General features: G+C 60.3%; 21 protein-coding genes, 2 tRNA genes and 1 pseudogene. 12 read left to right on the top strand and 12 right to left on the bottom strand.

Features of this window, described 5'->3' with window-relative positions; genetic code table 11:
* Window positions 1-2: 2 nt before the first annotated feature.
* Window positions 3-953, top strand: coding sequence for an RluA family pseudouridine synthase (locus ACYU8T_RS04380; protein ID WP_461158622.1), 951 nt, complete (start codon window positions 3-5; stop codon window positions 951-953).
* 77 nt (window positions 954-1,030) lie between these two features.
* Complete coding sequence (rpoH, locus tag ACYU8T_RS04375) at window positions 1,031-1,942, top strand: RNA polymerase sigma factor RpoH (RefSeq protein WP_097091729.1); 912 nt, start codon at window positions 1,031-1,033, stop codon at window positions 1,940-1,942.
* A gap of 56 nt (window positions 1,943-1,998) precedes the next feature.
* Here the strand turns inward: rpoH and ACYU8T_RS04370 are convergent, their stop codons facing one another.
* Window positions 1,999-3,024, bottom strand: a complete 1,026-nt coding sequence (locus tag ACYU8T_RS04370) for a methyltransferase (RefSeq protein ID WP_461158621.1) — start codon at window positions 3,022-3,024, stop codon at window positions 1,999-2,001.
* A 157-nt stretch (window positions 3,025-3,181) separates the two neighbouring features.
* Between ACYU8T_RS04370 and mtgA the strand changes: the two genes are divergently transcribed.
* Entirely contained in the window at window positions 3,182-3,880 is a 699-nt protein-coding gene (mtgA, locus tag ACYU8T_RS04365; protein WP_461158620.1) for a monofunctional biosynthetic peptidoglycan transglycosylase, read from the top strand.
* A 47-nt stretch (window positions 3,881-3,927) separates the two neighbouring features.
* Here mtgA and ACYU8T_RS04360 read toward each other — a convergent pair whose 3' ends face one another.
* The 6 genes from ACYU8T_RS04360 to ACYU8T_RS04335 all read right to left on the bottom strand — a co-directional run bounded on the left by ACYU8T_RS04360 (window position 3,928) and on the right by ACYU8T_RS04335 (window position 9,606).
* A complete protein-coding gene (locus ACYU8T_RS04360; protein ID WP_461158619.1) occupies window positions 3,928-4,425 on the bottom strand; it encodes a GNAT family N-acetyltransferase in 498 nt (165 codons plus the stop codon).
* 189 nt (window positions 4,426-4,614) lie between these two features.
* Window positions 4,615-5,883 (bottom strand): ATP-dependent Clp protease ATP-binding subunit ClpX, encoded by a 1,269-nt coding sequence (gene clpX / locus ACYU8T_RS04355; protein ID WP_097091733.1) that lies wholly within the window; start codon window positions 5,881-5,883, stop codon window positions 4,615-4,617.
* Window positions 5,884-6,015: 132 nt separating this feature from the next.
* Complete coding sequence (clpP, locus tag ACYU8T_RS04350) at window positions 6,016-6,651, bottom strand: ATP-dependent Clp endopeptidase proteolytic subunit ClpP (RefSeq protein WP_097091734.1); 636 nt, start codon at window positions 6,649-6,651, stop codon at window positions 6,016-6,018.
* 89 nt (window positions 6,652-6,740) lie between these two features.
* The gene (locus ACYU8T_RS04345) at window positions 6,741-7,718 is read right to left on the bottom strand and encodes a glycosyltransferase family 2 protein (RefSeq protein ID WP_461158618.1); all 978 of its coding nucleotides are present in this window, start codon (window positions 7,716-7,718) and stop codon (window positions 6,741-6,743) included.
* A 134-nt stretch (window positions 7,719-7,852) separates the two neighbouring features.
* Entirely contained in the window at window positions 7,853-9,454 is a 1,602-nt protein-coding gene (gene tig / locus ACYU8T_RS04340; RefSeq protein ID WP_461158617.1) for a trigger factor, read from the bottom strand.
* 67 nt (window positions 9,455-9,521) lie between these two features.
* A tRNA-Leu gene (locus ACYU8T_RS04335) sits at window positions 9,522-9,606 on the bottom strand.
* A gap of 117 nt (window positions 9,607-9,723) precedes the next feature.
* On the opposite strand from ACYU8T_RS04335, the gene ACYU8T_RS04330 reads away from it, so the two are divergent.
* The 3 genes from ACYU8T_RS04330 to ACYU8T_RS04320 all read left to right on the top strand — a co-directional run bounded on the left by ACYU8T_RS04330 (window position 9,724) and on the right by ACYU8T_RS04320 (window position 11,607).
* Window positions 9,724-9,915, top strand: coding sequence for a hypothetical protein (locus ACYU8T_RS04330; RefSeq protein WP_097092813.1), 192 nt, complete (start codon window positions 9,724-9,726; stop codon window positions 9,913-9,915).
* 155 nt (window positions 9,916-10,070) lie between these two features.
* On the top strand, window positions 10,071-10,670 hold the full coding sequence (locus ACYU8T_RS04325; protein WP_097091736.1) for an RNA polymerase sigma factor: 600 nt from the start codon (window positions 10,071-10,073) through the stop codon (window positions 10,668-10,670).
* A complete protein-coding gene (locus ACYU8T_RS04320) occupies window positions 10,594-11,607 on the top strand; it encodes a FecR family protein (protein WP_461158616.1) in 1,014 nt (337 codons plus the stop codon). The genes ACYU8T_RS04325 and ACYU8T_RS04320 overlap by 77 nt, the downstream gene beginning before the upstream one ends.
* On the opposite strand, the gene ACYU8T_RS04315 is transcribed toward ACYU8T_RS04320, so the two are convergent.
* Window positions 11,604-12,302, bottom strand: coding sequence for an NAD-dependent deacylase (locus tag ACYU8T_RS04315; RefSeq protein ID WP_461158615.1), 699 nt, complete (start codon window positions 12,300-12,302; stop codon window positions 11,604-11,606). The genes ACYU8T_RS04320 and ACYU8T_RS04315 overlap by 4 nt on opposite strands.
* Before the next feature lie 105 nt (window positions 12,303-12,407).
* Between ACYU8T_RS04315 and dapB the strand changes: the two genes are divergently transcribed.
* The 4 genes from dapB to ACYU8T_RS04295 all read left to right on the top strand — a co-directional run bounded on the left by dapB (window position 12,408) and on the right by ACYU8T_RS04295 (window position 14,479).
* Window positions 12,408-13,172: a 4-hydroxy-tetrahydrodipicolinate reductase gene (gene dapB / locus ACYU8T_RS04310; protein WP_461158614.1), complete on the top strand. Its 765-nt coding sequence runs from the start codon at window positions 12,408-12,410 to the stop codon at window positions 13,170-13,172.
* Window positions 13,173-13,179: 7 nt separating this feature from the next.
* Window positions 13,180-13,839 carry an endonuclease III gene (gene nth / locus ACYU8T_RS04305; protein ID WP_461158613.1) on the top strand — a complete coding sequence of 220 codons (660 nt, stop codon included), beginning with the start codon at window positions 13,180-13,182 and terminating at the stop codon, window positions 13,837-13,839.
* 103 nt (window positions 13,840-13,942) lie between these two features.
* The gene (locus ACYU8T_RS04300; protein ID WP_247230949.1) at window positions 13,943-14,329 is read left to right on the top strand and encodes a hypothetical protein; all 387 of its coding nucleotides are present in this window, start codon (window positions 13,943-13,945) and stop codon (window positions 14,327-14,329) included.
* 73 nt (window positions 14,330-14,402) lie between these two features.
* Window positions 14,403-14,479 (top strand) — tRNA-Arg (locus ACYU8T_RS04295).
* A gap of 555 nt (window positions 14,480-15,034) precedes the next feature.
* Here the strand turns inward: ACYU8T_RS04295 and ACYU8T_RS04290 are convergent.
* From ACYU8T_RS04290 to ACYU8T_RS04275, 4 genes and pseudogenes are all read right to left on the bottom strand, one after another.
* A pseudogene (locus ACYU8T_RS04290) lies at window positions 15,035-16,075 on the bottom strand (recombinase family protein); the annotation flags it as partial.
* 240 nt (window positions 16,076-16,315) lie between these two features.
* Complete coding sequence (locus tag ACYU8T_RS04285) at window positions 16,316-18,211, bottom strand: hypothetical protein (RefSeq protein WP_461158612.1); 1,896 nt, start codon at window positions 18,209-18,211, stop codon at window positions 16,316-16,318.
* A 45-nt stretch (window positions 18,212-18,256) separates the two neighbouring features.
* On the bottom strand, window positions 18,257-18,547 hold the full coding sequence (locus ACYU8T_RS04280; protein ID WP_461158611.1) for a hypothetical protein: 291 nt from the start codon (window positions 18,545-18,547) through the stop codon (window positions 18,257-18,259).
* Complete coding sequence (locus ACYU8T_RS04275) at window positions 18,544-19,224, bottom strand: hypothetical protein (RefSeq protein ID WP_461158610.1); 681 nt, start codon at window positions 19,222-19,224, stop codon at window positions 18,544-18,546. Before ACYU8T_RS04275 ends, ACYU8T_RS04280 begins: the two co-directional genes overlap by 4 nt.
* A gap of 389 nt (window positions 19,225-19,613) precedes the next feature.
* Here ACYU8T_RS04275 and ACYU8T_RS04270 point away from each other — a divergent pair, with 389 nt between their 5' ends.
* Window positions 19,614-22,004, top strand: a complete 2,391-nt coding sequence (locus ACYU8T_RS04270; RefSeq protein ID WP_461158609.1) for a MobA/MobL family protein — start codon at window positions 19,614-19,616, stop codon at window positions 22,002-22,004.
* 231 nt (window positions 22,005-22,235) lie between these two features.
* Window positions 22,236-22,889: a hypothetical protein gene (locus ACYU8T_RS04265; RefSeq protein WP_461158608.1), complete on the top strand. Its 654-nt coding sequence runs from the start codon at window positions 22,236-22,238 to the stop codon at window positions 22,887-22,889.
* Window positions 22,890-22,913: the final 24 nt, after the last annotated feature.

Here is a 22,913-nt window from a genome sequence, read left to right as displayed (position 1 = left end):
CAATGGGTTCGGGGGTTTCCATCATCGAAGCAACGATCGGTGAAGCGCAACATGGGCTTCGCCTGGACAAGGCGCTTGCCGAGTTGCTGCCGGACCTGTCGCGCGAACGGTTGAAGAGCCTGATTGTCGAAGGTGATGTGACTACCGAGGGAAGGACGCTCAATCCGTCGATGAAGGTCGCCGTTGGCCAGCTTTTCGCGATCTCTATCCCCGCTCCTGTCGCAGCTGAAGCGATCGCGCAGGATATCCCGCTGACCATCGTGCATGAAGATGCCGACCTGATCGTCGTGGATAAGCCCGCAGGCCTGGTGGTGCACCCCGCGGCGGGCAATCTGGACGGGACACTGGTCAACGCCCTGCTTCATCATTGCCGGGGAGAACTTTCCGGCATCGGCGGCGTGGCGCGGCCGGGGATCGTGCATCGGATCGACAAGGATACGTCCGGGCTTCTGGTGGTCGCCAAGTCGGACCGCGCGCATGAGGGGCTGGCGCAGCAGTTCAAGGCTCACAGCATCGACCGCCTCTACGCCGCGATCGTCTATGGCTTGCCGCAGCCGCCTGCCGGAACGGTAGATACCTGGATCGGTCGATCCGATTCCGATCGCAAGAAAATGGCGGTGCATCGCGAAGGGCGCGGCAAGCATGCCGTCACCCATTACCGGCTGATCGAACGGCTTGCGGGGGCTGCCCTGGTCGAATGCAGGCTGGAAACGGGACGGACGCATCAGGTGCGCGTCCATATGGCACATCTCGGCCACCCCTTGATCGGCGATCCAGTTTACAGTAGAGACAGAAAAGGTTTCAAAACGATACTGGAAACGCTGCGTTTCAAAAGGCAGGCATTGCACGCCAAACGGCTGGGGTTCATACATCCCTTAACGGGGCAAAAACTCAGCTTCGACAGTGCACTGCCTACCGACATGCAGGAACTGTTAAGCGAGCTCCACGTATAGGTTTTGACAAGTTTGCGACGGCGCACTGGACGCCTCTTCTGGGTCCCGCCGCGCATGAAAGGGAAAGGTGAAGCGACATGGCTGATAAAAGCAATGTCCCCGCGGTTCCAGCGCTGGGCGGTGAAGCCAGCCTCAACCGCTATCTGTCGGAAATCCGCAAGTTTCCGATTCTGACCCCTGAGCAGGAATATATGCTCGCCAAGCGTTATGCCGAGCATCAGGATCCTGAAGCGGCAGCACAGCTGGTCACGTCGCACCTGCGCCTGGTGGCGAAGATCGCCATGGGCTATCGCGGCTATGGCCTGCCGGTCAGCGAGCTGATCAGCGAGGGCAATATCGGCCTGATGCAGGGTGTGAAGAAGTTCGAGCCGGAGCGCGGCTTCCGCTTGGCGACCTACGCCATGTGGTGGATCCGTGCCTCGATCCAGGAATTCATCCTCCGCAGCTGGTCACTCGTGAAAATGGGCACCACCGCGGCGCAGAAGAAGCTGTTCTTCAACCTTCGCCGGATGAAGAACAATATCGAAGCGTTCGAGGATGGCGACCTGCATCCCGATGACGTTCGCAAGATCGCGACCGACCTTGGCGTGACCGAGGAAGATGTGATCTCCATGAACCGCCGCATGGCGATGGGCGGCGATACGTCGCTGAACGTCCCGATGCGCGAGGATGGCGAAGGGCAGTGGCAGGACTGGCTGGCTGACACCGATCCGTTGCAGGACGAGCGGGTTGCCGACGAGCAGGAAAAGACGCTGCGTCACGACATGCTTGTCGAGGCGATGGACGACCTGAATGATCGCGAAAAGCATATTCTGGCAGAGCGCCGTCTGGCCGAAGAGCCCAAGACGCTCGAGGAATTGAGCCAGGTCTATGGCGTATCCCGCGAGCGGGTGCGGCAGATCGAGGTGCGCGCCTTTGAAAAGCTGCAGAAGGCGATGATGCGCATCGCTGGCGACAGGATTGGCAAGATGCGGTTGGCACTGGCCTGACGCCGTTCACCGTGAACAGGGAAAAGCCCCGGAGTGACCCGGGGCTTTTTTCTTGGCTATTTATACGCGATCGCGGCGCTGGCGGGACCAGCCAGAGGTAATATTTCGCAGCGGGCAAATCCGGCTTCCAAGCACCATTGGCGGAAGTCGGCACCCGTGAAGTCGAAGGCTTCGCCAAATTCGATGAGCATGTTGAGCGACATCAGCAGCCCGAAGATATTCTGCCGGCGTTCGTCATCGATGATGTTTTCGATGGCGACGAATGCTCCGCCCGGCGGAAGCGCTTGATACGCCTTGCCGATCAGCATCTTTTTTGCGTCCAGGTTCCAGTCGTGGAGGATCATGCCCATGGTGATCACATCCGCGCGCGGAAAGTCGTCATCGAAAAAGTCGATCGATCCCGCTGTCACGCGCCCGCGTAACCCCGCCTCCCTGATGCGGCGTTCTGCGATCGGTTGCACGACGGGCAAGTCATAGGACGCGCAGCGCATATGTGGCTGATGCCCGGCCACGAAGCAGGACAGTTGGCCGGTGGCTCCCCCGATGTCCACCAGCGTGCGGTAACGGCTGAAATCAAAGCTTCGGGCAAAAGCTTCGAAATTCGCCATCGACACGCCGCTCATGGCATCCATGAACTGCTCCAGCCGTGCCGGATCAGCATAGAGACTATCGAACATCGAACGGCCAGAAATCTTCACCTCATTCTGCGGCAGCCCGGTTTTGAGCGCAGGCGTCAGATCTGCCCAGAAGCGGAACAGCCGCGCACCAGCCATTTCCAGTATGCCGCCAATATATTGAGGGCTATGGCGGTCGAGATAGAGTGCGGTCGCTGGAGTATTGGAATAGCGCCCGTCCGCGCCCGCGCCTTCCCTTTCCAGCAAGCCTAGCGAGACCAGCGCGTCCAGAAAATCATAGGTCGCGCGCGGATGCAGCTCCAATGCTTTCTCCAGTTCAGGTCCGGTCATCGGTCGGTCGGCCAGTTGCGTGAAGAGGCCGAGTTCAACGGCGCTGAGCAGCGTCTTTGATGCCCAGAAGCCCATGCCGATCTGAAGGATATGGTCGGGTGGAATATCGGGTCGCATAGTCACTCCTCTCCCTTCACAGACATCTGGCGAGACAGCAGCGACCCTTTTGAAGCAGCATAACACGGAACAGGGCAGAGGTGCAGCCCGATAGCCGGGCGCATTTTCGATGCGGTGCAATCTTGAACGCACTGGCGTTCCCGCTACGAGAAACGAAATGAGCCCTACAGCTTCCCCTCCTCGACGCCGCCGGTTCCGCTGGGTCCGCGCCATCTTCAAGCTTATGGGCGCATTCGTTGTCCTGTCTCTGCTGCTGGTATTGATCTATCGCTTCGTGCCGCCGCCCGTGACGCTCACGATGCTGATGGACCCCAATGGGATCACCAAGGATTGGACCAGCCTGGACGAGATCGACCCGAATATGGCGCGGGCTGCGATCGCCGGAGAAGACAGCCGTTTTTGCAGCCATCATGGTTTCGATGCCGTCGCGATTGCGCAGGCGCTGCGGCACAATGCCAGTGGCGGACGGATAAGAGGCGGATCGACCATCAGCCAGCAGACCGCGAAGAACGTGTTTCTGTTCCAGGGCGGCGGCTTCATTCGCAAGGGCTTTGAAGCCTGGTTCACCGTCCTGATCGAGGCGATCTGGGGAAAGCGGCGGATCATGGAAGTCTATCTGAACGTCGCCGAAACCGGGATCGGGACTTATGGGGTGCAGGCAGGCGCGATGCGCTATTTCCATCATGGCGCGGCCAAGCTGACGCGAGCGGAGGCCGCCAGGATCGCAGCCGTGCTGCCTCTGCCCAAGAAGCGCGCGGCGATCACCCCCCGCGGCTTCACGCGGCGCTATGGCAACAGCATCACGGCGCGGATCGGGGTGGTGCAACGGGATGGATTGGACAGCTGCGTGCGGTGAAACTCAGTCTGCTACTAGCGTGAGGCAGGCATATCATCCCCAAGAAGTCACCCCGTAAATCCAGGCGCGTAGGCGACGCTACCTGAGGGCACCTGCTGAGCATTGAGCGTCAAGCGCATGAAATATTCAGGGGGCGCGCCTTCATAGAGTAAGCGATCATCCTGTTCGAAGCCGAAGCGGCGATAATAAGCCGGATCACCCAACACGACGCACCCGCCGGCATCCAACGAGCTAAGCTGCGCCAGCCCTGCCCTGATCAAGGCCGAACCGATCCCTTGACCATGACGGTCTGGCCGCACCGACACGGGACCAAGTCCATACCAATTACAATGCTGCCTGTTGATCATGATCGGCGAGAACGCCACATGTCCTAACAGATGGCTGCCATCGATCGCGACCAGCGAGACCAGGAGATCGCCTGCTTCACGCAATCTCTTGATGATGTTGGGCTCTGTATGATCACTGTGCGTCACATTGGCAAATGCCTGCGCTGTGACCTCAGCTATGGCTGAGCAATCGCTTTCCCGTTCTTGTCGAATATGCATCGGCAGACCATAGCCGAGATATAAGGGTGCCGACCAGTTCGCGCTGCTCGCGCCGAACCCTGCCCCTGCTGCCTGCGGGAAGCAAGGACCTAAGCTCTGCCCCGCTCGGGACGGTCCGATATGCCAACAAAAATAGGCTCCGCTGGTGCGATCCAGCGGAGCCTTTTTGCCGCGTCGAAGCTAGTGCCCTCAGGCTGCGTCTTCGGCGCGCTTGTCCTTGTCACTGAACACGCGGATAGGTTCCTTCGTCCCGGCGACGACATCCTTGTCCACGACCACCTCGCCGACGCCTTCCATAGAAGGAAGATCGAACATGGTGTCGAGCAGGATCGATTCCAGGATGGACCGCAGGCCGCGTGCGCCCGTCTTGCGCTCGATCGCCTTCCGCGCGATCGCCGTCAGAGCGTCGTCGGTGAAGCTGAGTTCGACATTTTCCATGTCGAACAGCTTGCCATATTGCTTCACCAGCGCGTTCTTGGGCTCGACCAGAATTTTGACCAGCGCTGCGACGTCCAGATCTTCCAGCGTCGCGATCACGGGCAGACGACCGACGAACTCGGGAATGAGGCCGAACTTCAGCAGATCTTCCGGCTCGCTCTGGCGCAGCAACTCGCCTGTCTTGCGCTCCTCCGGGGCTGCCACATGGGCGCCGAAGCCGATCGACTTGGCTTCCAGACGGTCACCGATGATCTTTTCCAAGCCCGCGAACGCGCCGCCGCAGATGAAGAGGATGTTGGTCGTGTCGACCTGCAGGAACTCCTGCTGCGGATGCTTGCGGCCGCCCTGCGGCGGGACCGAAGCGGTGGTGCCTTCCATCAGCTTCAGCAGCGCCTGCTGCACCCCCTCGCCAGACACGTCGCGTGTGATCGAGGGATTCTCGGCCTTGCGGCTGATCTTGTCGATCTCGTCGATGTAGACGATGCCGCGCTGAGCCTTTTCGACATTATAGTCGGAGGCCTGGAGCAGCTTGAGGATGATGTTCTCGACATCCTCGCCCACATAGCCCGCCTCGGTCAGGGTCGTGGCGTCGGCCATGGTGAAGGGCACGTCGAACGTCTTGGCCAGCGTCTGGGCAAGCAGCGTCTTGCCGCAGCCGGTGGGGCCCACGAGCAGGATGTTCGATTTGGCCAGTTCCACCTCGCCCGGCTTGGTGCCGTGGTTGAGGCGCTTATAGTGGTTGTGGACCGCGACCGACAGGACGCGCTTCGCCCGGTTCTGGCCGATCACATAATCGTCCAGCACATCGCAGATTTCCTGCGGGGTCGGCACGCCGCCATCCTTCTTGCCGACGAGACCGCCCTTGGTCTCTTCGCGGATGATGTCGTTGCACAGTTCCACGCACTCGTCGCAGATGAAGACGGTGGGCCCCGCGATCAGCTTACGCACCTCATGCTGCGACTTGCCGCAGAAGGAGCAGTAAAGCGTGCTTTTGGAATCGGAGCCTGTAAGCTTAGTCATTCGCCAATCTTTCCTCCCTGCCCCAAGCGAAAAACCGCGACGGCGAGGGATATTCTGGTCCTAGGATCATCCTAGACCGCGTCGCGCTGGTTTCACAAGGGGAGAAAACAGCGCGCGCGATTAAGATCCATGTCAGCTGTCAGTCGTTTCGGGAGCGGCCGGACGGCGGTCAAATACCTCGTCCACAAGGCCGAAAGCCTTCGCCTCTTCCGCTTCGAGGAAGGTATCGCGGTCCATCGCCCGCTCAACCTCTTCCAGCGACTTGCCGGTATATTTGACATAAAGGTCGTTCAGGCGGCGGCGAATCCTCAGGATTTCCTTCGCCTGAATCTCGATGTCCGACGCCATGCCCTGAGCGCCGCCCGACGGCTGGTGCACCATGATGCGCGCGTTGGACAGGGCGATGCGCTTGCCCGGTTCCCCGGCGGCAAGCAGGAAGCTGCCCATCGAAGCGGCCTGGCCGATACAGACCGTGCCGACCTGCGGACGGATATATTTCATGGTGTCGTGGATCGCCATGCCCGCCGTAACGACGCCGCCCGGCGAGTTGATGTACATCCAGATGTCCTTCTTCGGATTTTCCGACTCGAGGAACAGGAGCTGGGCGACGATCAGCGAGGCCATATGATCCTCGACCTGACCGGTCACGAAGATGATCCGTTCACGCAGCAGGCGGGAATAAATGTCGAAACTGCGCTCGCCGCGATTGGATTGTTCGATGACGATAGGAACAAGCGCAGCCATCGGATCAGACATGATATCGGTCATTTTGCTCTTTCAGGGTGATTTTTGCCCGCTCTCTACATCGGCACAAAAGCGGGCAGGTTCAAGGGGTACTGTGAGGAGCTGGCGCAGCTTCAATCGCGTGGTCCGAAATCCGACGGCGCGCGGAAGGTGAGGTAGGCCAGGCGGCGGACTTCCCGCCGCCCGCGCACGACGGTGTCCAGGATCAGCCCGCACATTCCCGACAGCGTCGCAAGGATCATCAAACCAGTGACGAGGATCGCGGTGGGGAAGCGGGGAACAAGCCCGGTCTCAAGATAGGTAATGATCAGCGGCGTTGCGAGGATGATCCCCGTCAGCGCCAGCAACACCGCGAAGATGCCGAAGAAAAGTATCGGCTTTTCGATGCGGTAAAGTGTGAAGATCGTACGCAGGATGCGCCAGCCATCCCGGTAGGTCGACAGCTTGCTGGCCGAGCCTTCCGGCCGCGCACCATAAGCGGTCATGATTTCAGACACGGGCATGGCCAGTTCGAGCGCGTGGACACTGATTTCCGTTTCGATCTCGAAGCCCGCCGAAAGCACTGGAAAACTTTTCACGAACCGGCGTGAGAAGACGCGGTAGCCCGTCAATATGTCGGTGAAGCTCCGCCCGAACAGCTGGTTCAACAAGCTGGTAAGCGCCCAGTTGCCGAGGCGATGGCCACGCCGATAGGCTTCCTCGACCTCGCTCCGCCGTGCGCCTACGACCATGTCGAGATTATCTTCCAACATCGCGGCGATAAGCCGGGGCGCGGCGGCCGCTTCGTAAGTCGCGTCCCCATCCGCCATGACATAGATGTCCGCGTCCACATCGGCGAACATGCGCCGGACGACATGGCCCTTCCCCTGCTGGGTCACTCGCCGGACGATAGCGCCCGCATTGGCGGCCAGTTCGTAGCTGCCGTCAGTGCTGTTATTGTCGAAGACATAGATGTCGGCTGCCGGGAGCGCGCGGCGGAAGTCCTGCACCGTCTGCACGATGGCTCCGGCTTCATTATAGCAGGGCAGGATCACGGCAATGCGAGGACCCGCCGCCCCCTGCCCGCTTGCCACTGCCGGAAATTCCTTCATCTGCCCCATGCCTCCCGCCGGACGCCCCCTCGCTAGGACGGCCAAGATTAATATTTCGTCTGCCCCTCGCCAAAGGAAAAGCGCCCGCGCTTCCTGTCGAAGCCGGGCGCTCGTCCGTTCAGGCGTTGAGAGCCTTATTCAGCCTTGGCGGCAGCCTTCTTCGGAGCAGCCTTCTTCGCCTTGGGCTTTTCCTCAGCGGCGGCTTCTTCAGCTACGGCGTCATCCTTCTTGGCAGCAGCCTTCTTCGCGGGAGCCTTCTTGGCAGGGGCTTCTTCCGCCGCAGGCGCTGCTTCGTCAGCTTCTGCCGCCTTCTTCTTGGGCGCCGCCTTCTTGGCCTTGGGCTTTTCGTCATGATCATGGTGATCATGGCCGCAACCGGGGCCGTGTACGTGGGGCTTCAGATCGCCATCTTCCGCTTCGATCGCAGCTTCCAGCTCTTCGCGGCTGACGGCACGATCGGTGACTTCGGCCTTGTCAAACAGGAAGTCGACGACCTTGTCCTCGTAAAGCGGCGCGCGCAGCTGGGCGGCGGCCATCGGGTCCTGGCGGACATATTGAACGAAGCGCTCACGATCCTGGGGGCTGTACTGCTGAGCAGCCTGCATGATCAGACGGTTCATTTCCTGGTCGGAAACGGTCACGCCATTGGCCTGGCCGATTTCCGAGAGGAGAAGGCCGAGGCGCACGCGACGAACGGCGATGGCGCGATAATCTTCCTTCTCCGCTTCCATTTCCTTCAGAGCGGCTTCCGGATCAGCCTCATGGCTGGCTTCATGCTGAAGCTGGGCCCAGATCTGATTGAATTCGGCTTCCACCATGCTCGGCGGCACGTCGAAATCATGCGCAGCAGCCAGCTGATCGAGCAGCTTGCGCTTCATATAGGTGCGGGTCAGGCCGTTATGTTCCTGCTCGATCTGGCCCTTCAGCAGCTCCTTGAGCTTGTCGAGACCTTCAAGGCCGAGCGACTTGGCGAAATCATCGTCCAGCTTGGGCTTTTCGGCATCGAGAATGGCCTTCACCGTCACATCGAAGGTAGCTTCCTTGCCAGCCAGATGCGCCGCGCCATAATCTTCGGGGAAGGTGACGCTGATGGTCTTTTCTTCGCCCTTCTTGACGCCGGTCAGCTGCTCTTCGAAGCCCGGGATGAACTGACCCGAACCGATCTTCAGCTTCACATCTTCGGCCGAACCGCCTTCAAAGGCTTCGCCGTCGACCTTGCCGACGAAATCGATGGTCAGCGTGTCGCCGTCCTTCGCCTTGTGCGAAGCGGCATGTTCTTCCAGCGCGCCCTGCTGGGTCGCGATGCGGCCAGCAGCCTCATCGACCTGCGAATCGGCGACTTCGACCGTCAGGCGCTCCAGCTTCAAACCTTCGATGCTGGGCGCGGCGATTTCAGGCAGCACTTCCAGCTCCACCTTCACCTCAGCGTCGTTGCCGAACTCAAAGCCTTCATCCAGCTCGATGGACGGCTGCATCGCGGGGCGCAGCTTGTTGTCAGCGATCAGCTTCTGAATGCTTTCCTGGATCGAATTGTTGAGCGCATCGCGCTGCAGCGATTCCCCATGCATCTTCTTGACGAGGTTGGCGGGAACCTTGCCAGGGCGGAAACCCGGCATGCGGACCTGCGGCGCAATCGTGGCCACTTCCTTTTCCACGCGGGCGTCGATGTCCTTCGACGTGATGGTCACGGTGTAGGCGCGCTTCAGGCCCTCGTTCAACGTCTCGACAGTCTGCATCTCTTCTCTCAAACGCTTTCTTCAGCTGAATTCAGGTGGCGCCTGACATGATCCAAGCCGGGCGCACTGGTGCGGGCGAAGGGACTCGAACCCCCACATCTTGCGATACCAGAACCTAAATCTGGCGCGTCTACCAGTTTCGCCACGCCCGCATCGGCCGCCGGTCGGCGCGGCATAGAGAAAAGCATCCGGGGAGGCAAGCAAATGTGGATAACTTGCCTGGAACTTGCGCAAGGCCCCGCGCGTAGCCTTCAACGAAGGAGAAAAGCATGGCCACTCAGCCCGACCCCGAGCCGATCGGCGTCCCCCCGCCCGATACGATCCAGCCGCAGTCTCCACCAGAGTCGCCCCCGCCTTCGACCCCGGACGAAACCCCAGCGGGCGAGCCGCCGGAAGTCGTTCCTACGCAGCCAGATTATGATCAGCCGGACCGCTCGGTCCCGGAGCTTCCACCGGACTGATCCCGATTCCGTGCAAAATTTACACAGGCGGCGAAAATTTTTCGCCGCTTGATCCAGATCGACCTTCCGGCGCTGGACAGGCCCCTGCAAGCATGATTGAACTGTGACAGATAAAAGAAAGCGGGAGAGGCGCGGCTGACATCAAGGGGGTCAACGTGCATCGTGTTCGCGCCAAGTTAGACTGGTTCAAGACCGTAATTCTTCCTCAAGAAGCCGCCCTTCGCGGCCGACTCCGGAGGATACTCCCTTCCACCCATGAGCTTGACGACATGGTGGCAGAGGTCATGGCCCGCGCCTTCGCCACCGAAAATTGGGAAAATGTCACCACAGGACGCGCTTACCTGTTCACCATCGCCCGCAACCTGGTGATCGACAATGCCCGGCGCAACAAGGTGGTGAGTTTCGAAACCATCGCAGACCTTGAGCTGTTGCAAGGCGACAGCAACGTCGAAGCTCAACTGCACGCACGCGAGGCGCTGCGCCAGATCGAAGCCATCGTGGAATCCCTGCCGCCGCAATGCCGTAGGGTTTTTATCCTTCGACGGATTCACGAAAGGTCGATGCTGGAAATAGCGGCGGAGATGTCCCTATCCGTTTCTACAGTTGAAAAACATCTGGCCAAAGCCATCGCTATAGTTATGCGGGCTTGGTCAGAACGCGAGGAAACGGATTTCGAACGTGCAAGCGTCGGGGCCAGGATCAAACAGCAGGGAAGAGGTCGAGGCGGAAGCCGCGCGCCTGCTGGCAAAGCTTAACAGCAATCCGACTGCCCAAGACGAAGCCGACATTTGCGCCTGGATCGAAGCAGATCCGCGCCACGCAATCGCTTATGCTCGGGCGGAGGCTGCGTGGGAAGCGGCGGAACGACTGAAAAGCGCGGCGGCTGATGTCAATCTGCCCCCCGTGAGCGAGGTCGTTACTGAAGAGCAGCAGCGCCGCCTGTCGCGCAATATAATGATCGTCGCTGGCATTGCGGTGATCCTGTTCATCCTTGCCGCGATCGTCACGGTCCGCACCTTCAACGATGTCGATCATCACGAAACGCGAATCGGCGAAATCCGCACGATCAGTTTGCCTGATGGTTCCCGTCTTCACCTCAACAGCGACAGCGCGGTCGATGTCCGCTTCACGAGCAACGGCCGCAAGGTTAGGCTGTTGAAGGGAGAAGCCGCTATCGAGGTTGCCCCGGACGCGCATCGCGAATTCGATGTGGAGGCACGGTCCGCAATCGTGCGCGCGCGGGATACGGCGCTGAACCTGCGCCTTCGGCCATCCCTGATCGAACTGACGGTTACAAAGGGCACCGCCATCGTGAGTTGCGGCAATCGCCCGCCGCGCCAGGTCGCTGCGGGTAATGGCGCGGTGCTGCAGCCACGAAGCTTCGTGCTGACCCGGCTCGATCCCAATGTCGTCCGGCAACGCACGGCATGGCGTAAGCAACTGGTGCACCTGGAAGGCGAAACCATCGAACAGGCGGCCGGCGAGTTTAATCGCTACCGCGACGCGCCGATCCTGATCGGAGATGCCCGCGTATCCGCGCTGCGCATCGGCGGTGAATTCCACATAGGCGACAGCGGCAAGTTCCTGTCGCTGCTTCAATCTCGCTTGCCCGTGCGGGCGGTGAGCGGAGACGATGGGTCGATCATGCTTCTTTACCGCGACGCGCCCATCGCAGGAGACAGCGGGATCTAAGGCAGCAGTCGTCGGACGAGGTCCGGTACGAGTTCGCTGGCCGGGCCGATGCGGCTTTCTTCAAAATAGAAGCTACCTGCAGACGGTTCCAGATTCAATTCCAACGTGCGTGCCCCTGCGTGGCGTGCCGTTTGGACGAAACCTGCGGCAGGATATACCGCTCCGGACGTGCCTATGGATAGAAACAGGTCTGCCCGGCGCAATGCCGTATCGATCAAGTCCATCTGATAGGGCATTTCACCGAAGAAGACGATGTCGGGACGCAGACTTTTCCTGCTGCAGGCCGGACATTGGCAGCCGGGCGGCAGCGGGTCGGACCAGGGCAAGGACTCGCCGCACGCAACGCAGAGTGCGGACCGAAGCTCACCATGCATATGGATCAGGCGCCGGGCGCCGGCTCGTTCATGAAGATCATCGACATTCTGCGTTACGATGAGCAGATCGCCGGGCCATCGAGCGTCCAGTTCCGCCAAGGCGTGATGAGCGGCGTTGGGTTGAACTTCGTTCAATTTCGCGCGCCGCTCGTCATAGAAGCGATGCACCAGCGCGGCATTGCGCTCCAGCGCCTCTGGCGTGCAGACATCTTCAACCTGATGCCCCTCCCACAAACCGTCGGGTCCACGAAAAGTCGCGAGGCCGCTTTCGGCCGAGATGCCCGCGCCGGTCAGAATCACGATATTGCGGATGTCTTCCATCGTGCCATCATGTCTTCTGTTCCGGCCGAAAGCTACAGCTTCGCAGATGACAAGGCAGAGCCATTCTGGCATCGGGCGAGCAGATTTCCAGGGATGAGCGGGATCATGACTAAGATCGGATTATTCGGCGCAGCAGGCCGCATGGGGCGCGCGATCGCCCAAGTCGCCGTTGAAGCGGGGCTGACCATCAGCGGCGGGACGGACCGCGACGGGAGCGGTGATCTGCTGCCGGGCATGCCCATCACGGCCGATCCGCTCGCACTCGCCCGGAAGAGCGACGTGCTGATCGACTTTTCCGTTCCTGGCGCCCTTGCGGCCCATCTCGATGCTTGCGTCGCCGCAGGCAAGCCCGTGCTGATCGGCACCACTGGACTTGAGCAGGCGCACCATCAGCTGATCGACAGCGCCGCGCAGCACATTCCGGTTCTGCAGACGGGAAACACGTCACTCGGCGTAAACCTGCTGGCGGCGCTGGTCGAGCAGGCCTCTGCGCGCCTGGGCGATGACTGGGACATAGAGATTGTCGAAATGCATCACCGGCACAAGGTCGATGCGCCTTCGGGTACTGCCCTCCTCTTGGGGAACGCGGCAGCCCATGGGCGAGGCATCGATCTAGCCGCCAACAGCGAAAGCGGGCGCGACGGTATCACGGGCGCGCGCAAGCAAGGTACGATCGGCTTCGCCGCCCTGCGTGGCGGATCGGTAGCGGGCGACCATCAAGTGATCTTCGCGGCGGATGGCGAACGGATAGAACTTGGCCATCGCGCCGAAAGCCGGGTCATCTTCGCACGTGGCGCTGTAAAGGGTGCGAACTGGCTGATCGGCCAGCCTGCCGGACGCTATGACATGAAGGCGGTGCTTGGCCTTTGATCCGGCAATGAACAAGGATCAGATCTTTGATTTTTTCAGCCGCCTTGCGGAAGCCAATCCGGCTCCTCGAACCGAGCTGGAATATGGCAACGACTATCAGCTTCTGGTCGCGGTCGTCCTGTCCGCACAGGCGACAGACGTCGGCGTCAACAAGGCGACGCGTGCGCTTTTCCAGCAGGTGAAGACGCCTGCCGAGATGGTAGCGCTGGGCGAGGAAGGGCTGAAGCAGCACATCAAGACGATCGGCCTGTTCAATGCCAAGGCAAAGAATGTCATCGCGCTTTCCGAGATATTGGTGCGCGATTTCGGCGGCGAAGTCCCGCAGGACCGCGATGTGCTGACCACGCTGCCGGGGGTCGGGCGGAAAACCGCCAATGTGGTGATGAACACGGCTTTCGGGCACGAAACCTTCGCGGTCGACACGCATATTTTCCGCGTCGGCAATCGCACCGGCCTTGCCGCCGGAAAGACGCCCCTGGCTGTCGAACTCCAGCTGGAGAAGCGGGTCCCTGGCCCTTTTCGTCGGGATGCGCACCATTGGCTCATCCTTCACGGCCGCTATGTATGCAAGGCCCGCCGCCCGGAATGCTGGCGCTGCATCGTGGCAGATTTGTGCCGCTACAAACCCAAGACCCCTGCTCCCAAGACCGCGCCGAAAACCGGCTGACCCTTCGCCAGTATCCTGCGGTTCAGACAAGCTATGCTAAATAGCAGGTGCAACGCGTCTGCTGGCGACGTGTTACCCGTGACGATGATGAGGAGAGACAAGCATGTCCGTCCCTGTTTCCCCGGCACTGCGCTTGGGTATCGCCGTGGTCCTCATGTCCCTGGTCGCCCCGGCGACGGCCAAGACGCGGACCGATAATCTGGTTGCGAATGGCAAACCCGTTGATTGCGTACAGATAAATTCGATCCGGCAGACCGATGTCCGCGACGACCGGACGATCGACTTTATTCTGAACGGCAACAAGGTATACCGCAACATCCTGCCAAACAGCTGCCCCAGCCTCGGCTTCGAGCGCCGTTTCATGTACAAGACGAGCCTTTCGCAGCTCTGCTCGGTGGACATAATCACGGTGTTGTACAGCTCGCCCAACCTGATGCGAGGCGCGAGCTGCGGGCTCGGCAAGTTCCAACCGATGAAGAAGATCAAATAGTCGGCGCGTCGCTATTTTGGTGCTGGCGTCAGCAGTTGTGCTTTGCTAAGCGGCGCTTCGCACCAAGCGACACGCACCCATAGCTCAGCTGGATAGAGCGTTGCCCTCCGAAGGCAAAGGCCAGAGGTTCGAATCCTCTTGGGTGCACCATTGCCGTTCAGCTTTGGGCACCATGTGTGGTGTCACGCCGGTAGCAGCGCGAGAAAGCGCATTCTTCGATCCGATGATCCGGATGATGCGTTTCCCAACCTCCACGCGACCAACTAGCAGTCGCATATACTCGCGACGGACATTCCCCTTTTCGCGAAGCTTCGCAGCCATCAACGCGCTGAAACTGTCGAGCACTGCCGGCGTGATTCGGCGCGCACCATCGGCGAGTTGGCGTTCCAGTGCTTCGATGTCGATGCTAACGCTGCGTTTCTGCGCGGCAATGTTGCCAAGCTCGGTCGCGACCTGCGGATTGTCAGGTGCGCATACACCGCTCCGGACAAGCTTGATCACGTTGGCACTCTCGCCATCGAGCATAGTGAGGCGCGTGCGAAGCCGCTTTAGCTGTTCCCGTCGGCTAGCCTGAGCATCCTCGCTGCGATCGATCCAACTCTGGAGAAGAGCATTGAGGCGGGTAGGCTCAAGCACATGTTCCGCCACCGCTCCCACCACGATATCGTCGAGCGCCTCCATGCGGACGCGGCGGCCAGCGCATTGCGTGAGACCAGCCTTGGAGCGCTTGTGACATGCGTAGTAGCGGTAACGTCCGCCCTTACCAGTTTCGGTCGTCATGCCGCCGCCGCACCCATCGCCGTCACAGCCGCAGATCACCGATCCGGTCAGCAGGTTCGTCCCGGTCTTTACCGCCGCAGCGCCCATTCGCGGGTCGCGCCCCGCCATCTGAGCACGGGCGGCATAAAAGAGATCCTCAGATACCAGGGGAGGAACGGGAATCGGGACCCATTCCTCCTCGGGGCGGGTCTCGCCCGTACGGGAGTCACGCTGGTTATACATGACGAGGCCGATATAGGCGCTGTTGCACAGGATGGCGTGGACATTGGATGTGTGGAAGGGTTTGCCGCCGATTTGGTCGCCGCGCTCGTTGAGGATTTGCGCAAGCCGCGTTATCCCAACGGGCGTGCCCTGATAGCCATTCACATAAGTTTCAAAGATGAAGACCGGCACGTGCATCGTCAGGGGATCATGCTCGAGCTTCTGCCGGTCCTTCCCCTTCGACTGTTTCACGGAGACGGTCTTGAATCCGAGCGGCGGCCGTTGCCCGTTCCAGAACCCCCGCGCAGCGTTCGCGAGCATGGTGCGCTTCACATGCTTCGAATTCTCAGCTGAATGATATTCGTCGAACAGGGCCAGCATCCCGACCGCCAGTTCGCTCGCCGGATCGTCACCGAAGGACTGAGTAATCGAAACGATGCGAACCTTGTGACGCTGAAGCTGCGCCTTGTACTGCATGAAATGCAGGGCATTGCGAAACAGGCGAGATAGCGAATGAACCAGGATGACGTCGACCGGGCGCTCTTCGCTCATGGCCATAGCCATCATCGCCTGAAATTCTCCGCGTCCATCGTTAGTCGCGCTGGCACCCGCATCGACGAAAGTCTTGACGTGGACGGCATCATTGTCTCCGATCCAACGCTCGCCATAGGCGATCTGGTCCGGGACAGAGAGGTCGTTGTTCGCCTGCCGCTTGGTCGAAACTCGGGCATAGATGGCGATGCGCTTGCCGCGAAAGCTTTCCATCAACAATTATCTCCGAACAGACTGGCGATTTCTGCGCCCAACCAGCGATCAATAAGCGCGGCTTCATCGACGATCGACGACCATGAATCGTCCAGGCGGCTGATGACAAGAGGTTTCTTGTCTCGGCACGTCCCGGACATGGACGGTGAGATCTTGTCGTCCCTTCGCGATGGGTTCTTCCTTGCCATGAACAAGGCTGTGCCAATGTTTGCGGGCAAAAACCTGCAAGGTTAGTGTCCGTCAACGCGAAGTTGGTGGAGCTGCTCCCTTCGGTACGCCGGTCCATCTATGAGGCTCCGCGATAACCAACCGGATCGGATCGAGCGCAAATGGAGATGGCACCATAGCGATATCCTGCGCGCCAAGGGCAGCTTGCCGAATGCCCGTGGTGCTAAGCAAATCAGATCGGTTGCCAAGGAGGCGACGACGTCCTCCCGGCATTGTCAGGAGCTTACGGTGCGCAGGCTCGAATCGGTCGAGCATTTCCGGGTCAAGCGCTTGGGCGGTCCGTCGGAGATGCTTCGAGGCCCGTAGTGCGTTGCGCAGGTGCCGACGATAATGAACAATATCGTCCCCGACGCAATCGAACCAAAGATGCGCACGATAGCGGGCCGTATACCCCTCAGCGCCTGGTCCCGGCAGCGCGGCGAGGCACTTTAGCCCCTCTGTGCAGATGGATCCGAAGTTGGCGCCTTCGGCCAGCATGTCAATATAGCATTCATCGTCTGTGAGTTCCGCTGGTTCGCCAATCACGCCTTCAGCGCTGTGCTTGTGATACCAGCTACGCTTTCCAATAAGCACAGGTTTTAGCGCTGTCGGCAAAGCAGACGCGCTGAAGCTCTCGACCCAGCAATAGCTGATTGCGGCAACCGCCTGACTGAGCCAGCGCTTTGGCATGTCGCCGGACCAGGAGCGAAGTCGGTTCTTGTCTTCGCGATATTGTGCGCTCCAGTCGAATGCCTGACGCGCAAGATCCAGCAGCCCAACGATGGGATGGATGCGCCAATTCATCCCCCAGTATGCCGCAGAGTGGCCTTTCGGGATCGACGGCGCCTTGCCAGCATGGATCTGCCGCCGGTGGCGAGGGTGGAAGGCAATACCGGCCTGAAGCTTTCTGGCTTCATCGATACCATTGGGCCGGGCCATCTTGCCGACCAGCGCGGCACCATCTGCGGCAAAAGCGGCGACAATGGCCGTTGCCGCACTTTCCGACCAGGCGCGGCCCAGCGTCCCATCACCAAGGATGGGAATGTCATTTTCAAAATGAGGGAATACTACATCCGGCGGCATCAGCGCGGTTGTCTGAAAGAGGCTGTTCTCTACCTGGCGCGACAGCCAGTATGGTGGTTCAATCGGACCGCCGATGGAGGGGATCGCGTCCAGGTAGGTCTTGATGAAAATTTCTTCGCCTCTTTCGCCGAACGAAAGGCTGAGCAGTCCATGCTGATTATGCCCGAGCCGGGCGCTCTCAGTGATAAGCGCTAGGGCAAGAACCGGAGGCAGATAGTCGCGGCCTTTGGTCTTTTCCCAACGTAATTGGGCTGCTTCAGGCCACGGATCCTGGAGAACTTTCGGATGCTGCTTGAAGGCCGCAAAATAATCCTTGCCCAGAAGAAGACGAAACAAGCGCTCGTCGCGCTTTCGCACATCATCAAGGTAAAGGACGCAGTCGGTGACATCATGGCCTAAAATTTTGCGGAGGAACCGAGCCCTGCCGCCGTCTACGGGTGCGCGCTTATCGGGTGCGAAGGGATCGACGTTCTTTCTGGTGCCAGCCTTGGAATCGCCAGCCACAGAGCCCTGCTGGCCGGGGTTCAACGCATCGTCCGCTTCTGTACCATCCGTGCCGGCATTGGGATGGATCCGGAGCTGCCGCCAGTACCCCGCTTCAAGCTCATCCTTGCTCATGTCTGGGGCAAGCACGGGTCGTTGACTGCCTGCTACAGGATTGATGTCATGCACTATCGCCAGGTGCGGCAACCGTGCGAGTCCCATTGGCTCGCCCGGCTGTCCACTTTTCCAAACGTCCCAGTTGCTGCGAAGGATAGAGAAGAGATCCGCCGAGTTGATATGGCGGTTGCCATCGACTGCTCGGCGGTAAGCTGCGCTCCAACTGACATCTTGGAAATACGGCATGATCTGCTCCTTCTTGGCTCAAATCTCCCGTTATAGGATGAGATTTCACAGCGAGCGAATCTGCTGACGTAGGTCGGCAATGAGGGCATCGACTCCTGCTTCTTCCTCCTTGATCCAGTCATCGAGCCCGAACAGCAAATCCCTCAGTATTGCAGCCTGCATTTCCACTTTGGCCCAAGCGTCGGGATTTCGCTGATTGTGCGCAAGAAGTTGGCTATCGAGCGCGATGAGGGCGCTTTTTTCCTCTTCCACACGCGCTTCAAGAGCCTCGATGCTGGCGAAGTACACATCGGCGCCGCCCACCCGCACAGCGCGGCCCATGGTTTCGCCGCTCATGCTTTGAACTCCTCATTGTCATCAGCATTTTTGCTTTCGAGGTCGAACTGCTTAGGCGATCCTTCTTCTGCGTCCATCGAGCGAAATCGCAAATTAGCGCCATGACGCTCCAGCCAGGCATGCGCTTCACCGCGCTTGAGACGCAGCGGCATGTCGGCAATGTTCAGCCGGTCTGCGGTACGCCGGATCAACATCCACTGCGCTCGCGTGGCAGGCTGATTGCGCCAGTCCTTTTCGTCGGGATTAGCCTGCTGCCAATGCGCAAACGAACGGCACTCTTCCACGTAAGCGGTCTGAGCTTGCTGATAAAGCTGCGCCTTGCCGCGCGCCGTCCATTCTTCCAGGTTCGCGCGGACGGCCGCAACCTCTAATAGCACTACCCCAGCGTCAGGATTTATCTCAGCGAAAGGCGTTATCGCTTCAGTATAACGAGAGAGCGGAAGCGCACGCAGATAGTAGCGCGCCTCGCTCATTTCGCCGTCAAAGCCGGCTTGGCGATCTTGATAGGCAAGCCGGTGGGCATGCCAGGTAGGATGACGAGTGGTATTGAGCAACTGGCTGCGTGCGTTACGTTCCTGCCGCCGCGATTGATCAAGTTTCGCCTGTAGCCTGGCGGTCGCCTCCTGCCGTTTGCGCAATGCACGGCGGCGGCGATCTTCGTCACGATCACAGTTCATCTGTTCTGTCCTCCTTGGTGGTGAGGAGGTCATCATCGCGCCCTTTTGGCATCAACTCTTGTAAGCTTAGCTGCTGGAGCGCCCGAACCTCGTCGCTGGCATCGGCTGAAGCGAGCGTGCCGAGGGCTAACCTTGCATGCCTTAATAGGCTGAACAGGGCATCATCAGATCCAGCGAAACAAGGAGGCAGAGAAGGAAGTGGGGTGGGAGTGCGAAAGAAACGTTGACCCAAGGTCAACAGGGGCTCGCGCCATCATTCCACCCCCCTTCTTATCCGCGAAATAGCAACCATGGCAATGATGCTTGAAAGCGAAGACGGGATATTAAGCGCAGCCGATGCGCGGGCGTTCGCGATCCTCATGGCGCCGAACCGAACAGCCCGGCGGCTGATGGCGGCCGACCGTACCATAGCCGGCGCCCACGCGCGGGCCGCGACATTGCGGCGGATGAAGCAGGCTGCCGCTGCGCGAGAACAGGCCCGCAGCGAACGCAATCTGGCGCGGCAGATGGCTGAGCCGATTGCGCCAGGCTGGGGACGGCTGTTCCAAATCCGCATGCCGGAAGCGAAGCCGCCCGTGCTCAAGTCAGAGCCAGTCCGCAAATGCCCAAACATCTCGACGTCTCGGCGAGCGCTGCGCGCGTACCGATCGCCGCTGATCGATAGCCGGGGACGTGTCGCGCTTTATCTTAAGATCGGGTACGTCGGGTTTAGGTCAAAAGGTTGGCGAGCAGGGCTGCCTGCGGCCCATATCGATTATATTTATCGTGACGGCGTTTTGGAGCTTGGCGATCTTCAGCTGGATGCGCCGATCAGCAATATGGGCGAAAGCGTCGCTGAGATCGCGGCGGCTTGGCGCATGCTGGAGACGGTCGAGGAAGGCTACCGCGCCAATGCCAAGGTGCAGTATCGCCTCGTTCTGAACCTGCCGCACGAACTCAGCGCCGAGCAACGGCAAGAGATGGTCCAATCCTTTTGCAAGCGCACGTTCGGTCGGGTTGGACTTCCCTACGCAGCGGCCGTCCACGAGCCCGACATCAAGAGCGACCAGCGTAATTTCCACGCCCACATTTGCTTCTCAACGCGCCCGTGTGAACGCACCAGCGCATATCGCTGGGCGGTGAGCGAGGAGAAGGTCAATGGTCTCACCGATCCCGCGGGTCTCCTCCTGATCCGCGCGCTCGCAGCCGCGCATCTGAACCGGGCAGCACAGAGCGCGGGCCAACCTACCCGGTTTACGCATCAGACCTATGCTCAGCGCGGCCTCAACGCTGTGCGGCAGGAGCATATCGGCCCTGCCGCCATGGCCGCACATGACCGGGGCGAAACAGTAGGCGCGGTCAAGCGCAACGAGCTTATCGTAACAGCTAACGAGGCCGCCGACGACTGTCGGCAGACGGAGCGTGAGCTTGCGCTGGCGCAACGGGAAGAGGAGTTGCTGCAGCGCGCAAGCAGGCTTGAGGATCGGCGGCGGGCGATCCGGTCGGATCTTGAGCGGTTCAGCGGGATCCGCAGCATGGCGAGCCGTGTCTCGGGATGGCCGCGGCGGGCTCTGCAGCAGACCCGCAACAAGGCCTCGTTAGCTGTGATCGCCATTCGTCAAGACGCGGCTAAAGTCTGTAAACGGCTTGCGCAGGCGGCGCGTCGGCAGCCTGTGATAATGTCTTCGGTTATTCTGGTGCGGCAGAGAACTGCAGCGATATGCGACAGCTTAATCGCTCTTTCGACCCGTGAACACTACGGGGTAGCCATTGCCAATGTGGCGGTCATCAGAACCACCGCTGTCGTAACCGCTAAGAGGCTCCGGAATAGCCGGTCGCGTTATGATCGTTTGCCGCTTCGCACCACAATCGGCGCGATCACGATGACGCAGGCGCGGATCGCCAATGTGGCGTTGCAAAGGATCAAGGCACAGCCCACCAAAAGCCGCGCCTCAAGTCTTGAGGCTGCTATCCGGCGCCTTTCCGAGCAGCGAGCGCGAACGGACAGGCTGCGCGCCGACGTCGACCGCTGGCGCCAACATTTCGATGCTCGCCATCGGGCAATCCAGACTGACACCATCGCTGCCGCCCGCGCCATGTTCAATGCTTCCAAGAAGCCGCCCTATCTGATCGACGGGACACGGATAATACTCGATCTTTCGGCCTTTGCGGCCGATGAGGTGGCACTCTTCCGCTCGCTGGATACGGACACGCAGGTTGATATTCTGAAGGACCGGTACGCTCGGGACCAGGAGGAAGCCCGCATTCTGCGCGAAACTATGGAGAAGGCTGCAAACGAGGCGGCGGCACGGGCACGCCAGACGCTGGTCGATGAGGCTTGCCGACTGGTCCTGCAATTTGCCCTGCGGCCCTATCGTATCGTTGACGACCGCATCGTTACGGACTGGTCGGGCCTCAGCGCCGATGAGCGCGCCACGCTGGAAGCGTTCGACAAGGACGACCCACACCTGCGCAAGGCCATACTTGCGCGCGTGCAACGCGACTGCAAGGCAGAGGCGGCAACCCAAAGCCACCAAGTTCTGGTGGGTGAGTCGGCACCGTCACCTGCGGGACCACCTCCCCCAGATACCTATGCGGTGAAGAGCCTCAAAACACGGCAAGAGCGTGACCGATCTGCGGCGACCATGGATGCCACGCCGCAACAAAAGAACAGGGACACAAATCTTTCGGCAGATCCGCAGACAGCAGCGTCAGACGCAACACAGAAAGATCAGCCGCAGTCTCCGACGCGACCGCGGAGATGGCACCCTGGAATGATGAACGATGGTCCTGAACGCTAGATGACCTTAAGCTAAGGGCACTGCTCTGTCGGCAGCATGGAAAAGGCGCCCTCGGCGGGCCGCTGATCCGCGGGGAAGATGAAGGTTCGGGAAGAAGGAAAAAAACAGGCGCAAGCCTGCGCTTCTGACCGGCCTTCACTCACATCCGGCGTCAGCCGGTAACCCCAGCAAACTGCACCATGATCTGACCGTCTTCAGGCGGTGCGATCTCGTGCGTCATCGGAAAAGCCCATGTTACCATCCCATACCATTATCGCATTCGTTCCCGTCACGCTTGATGCGGGCCATCACCTTGGCCTGCACAATGAGGTTCTCATCGGCGGCGCCACCTTCACCGTGCAGGTGAGCGGCGGCAAGGTCGGCTTCGACCTGGACACCTTTGTTCTTCGCCCATCCGAACCTGCGGAAGATTTCCTTCATTGGATCGATCAGAAGCTGAGCAACGACAGCGCCACCCGGGCGCTTTACGCACCAGACACCGTGGCCGATCTACTGCGACGGCTGCCCGGTGCTGAGCATTCATCGGGAGTTCGCAGTCTTTCTGGCAAGGGCAGGCAGCCCCTCATTCGCCTCTTATATGGCAGTCCGGATGGCTTCCTGTCCCTGGCTGAAGCCTGTGCTCACGCATCGATTGCCTGCGCGCAGGCCGATGCCAGTGACCGCTTCTCCGCCTGGGTGCGGTGCGACATCGACAAGATCGCAGCGGAGGCGGAGATCGACGTGATCGCCGTCTGGCGGCTGACGATCGATGCCATAGCCCGGCAGACTGGCCTAGGCGACGAGCTGGCGCCCATCCTGCGGCATCACCTCACCATGTGGCTCCACGCAGAGGATCGCGCATCGACCCGCCTCCATCACCGCGACCTCAATCCGCTCGCGAACTGACAATCTATCCGCGCGCGACGCGGC

The organism is Sphingobium sp. TomMM35A (genome assembly GCF_054771735.1).
Note: the sequence above shows the minus strand (reverse complement) of the source record. Positions and strands in the feature narration are given on the sequence as shown.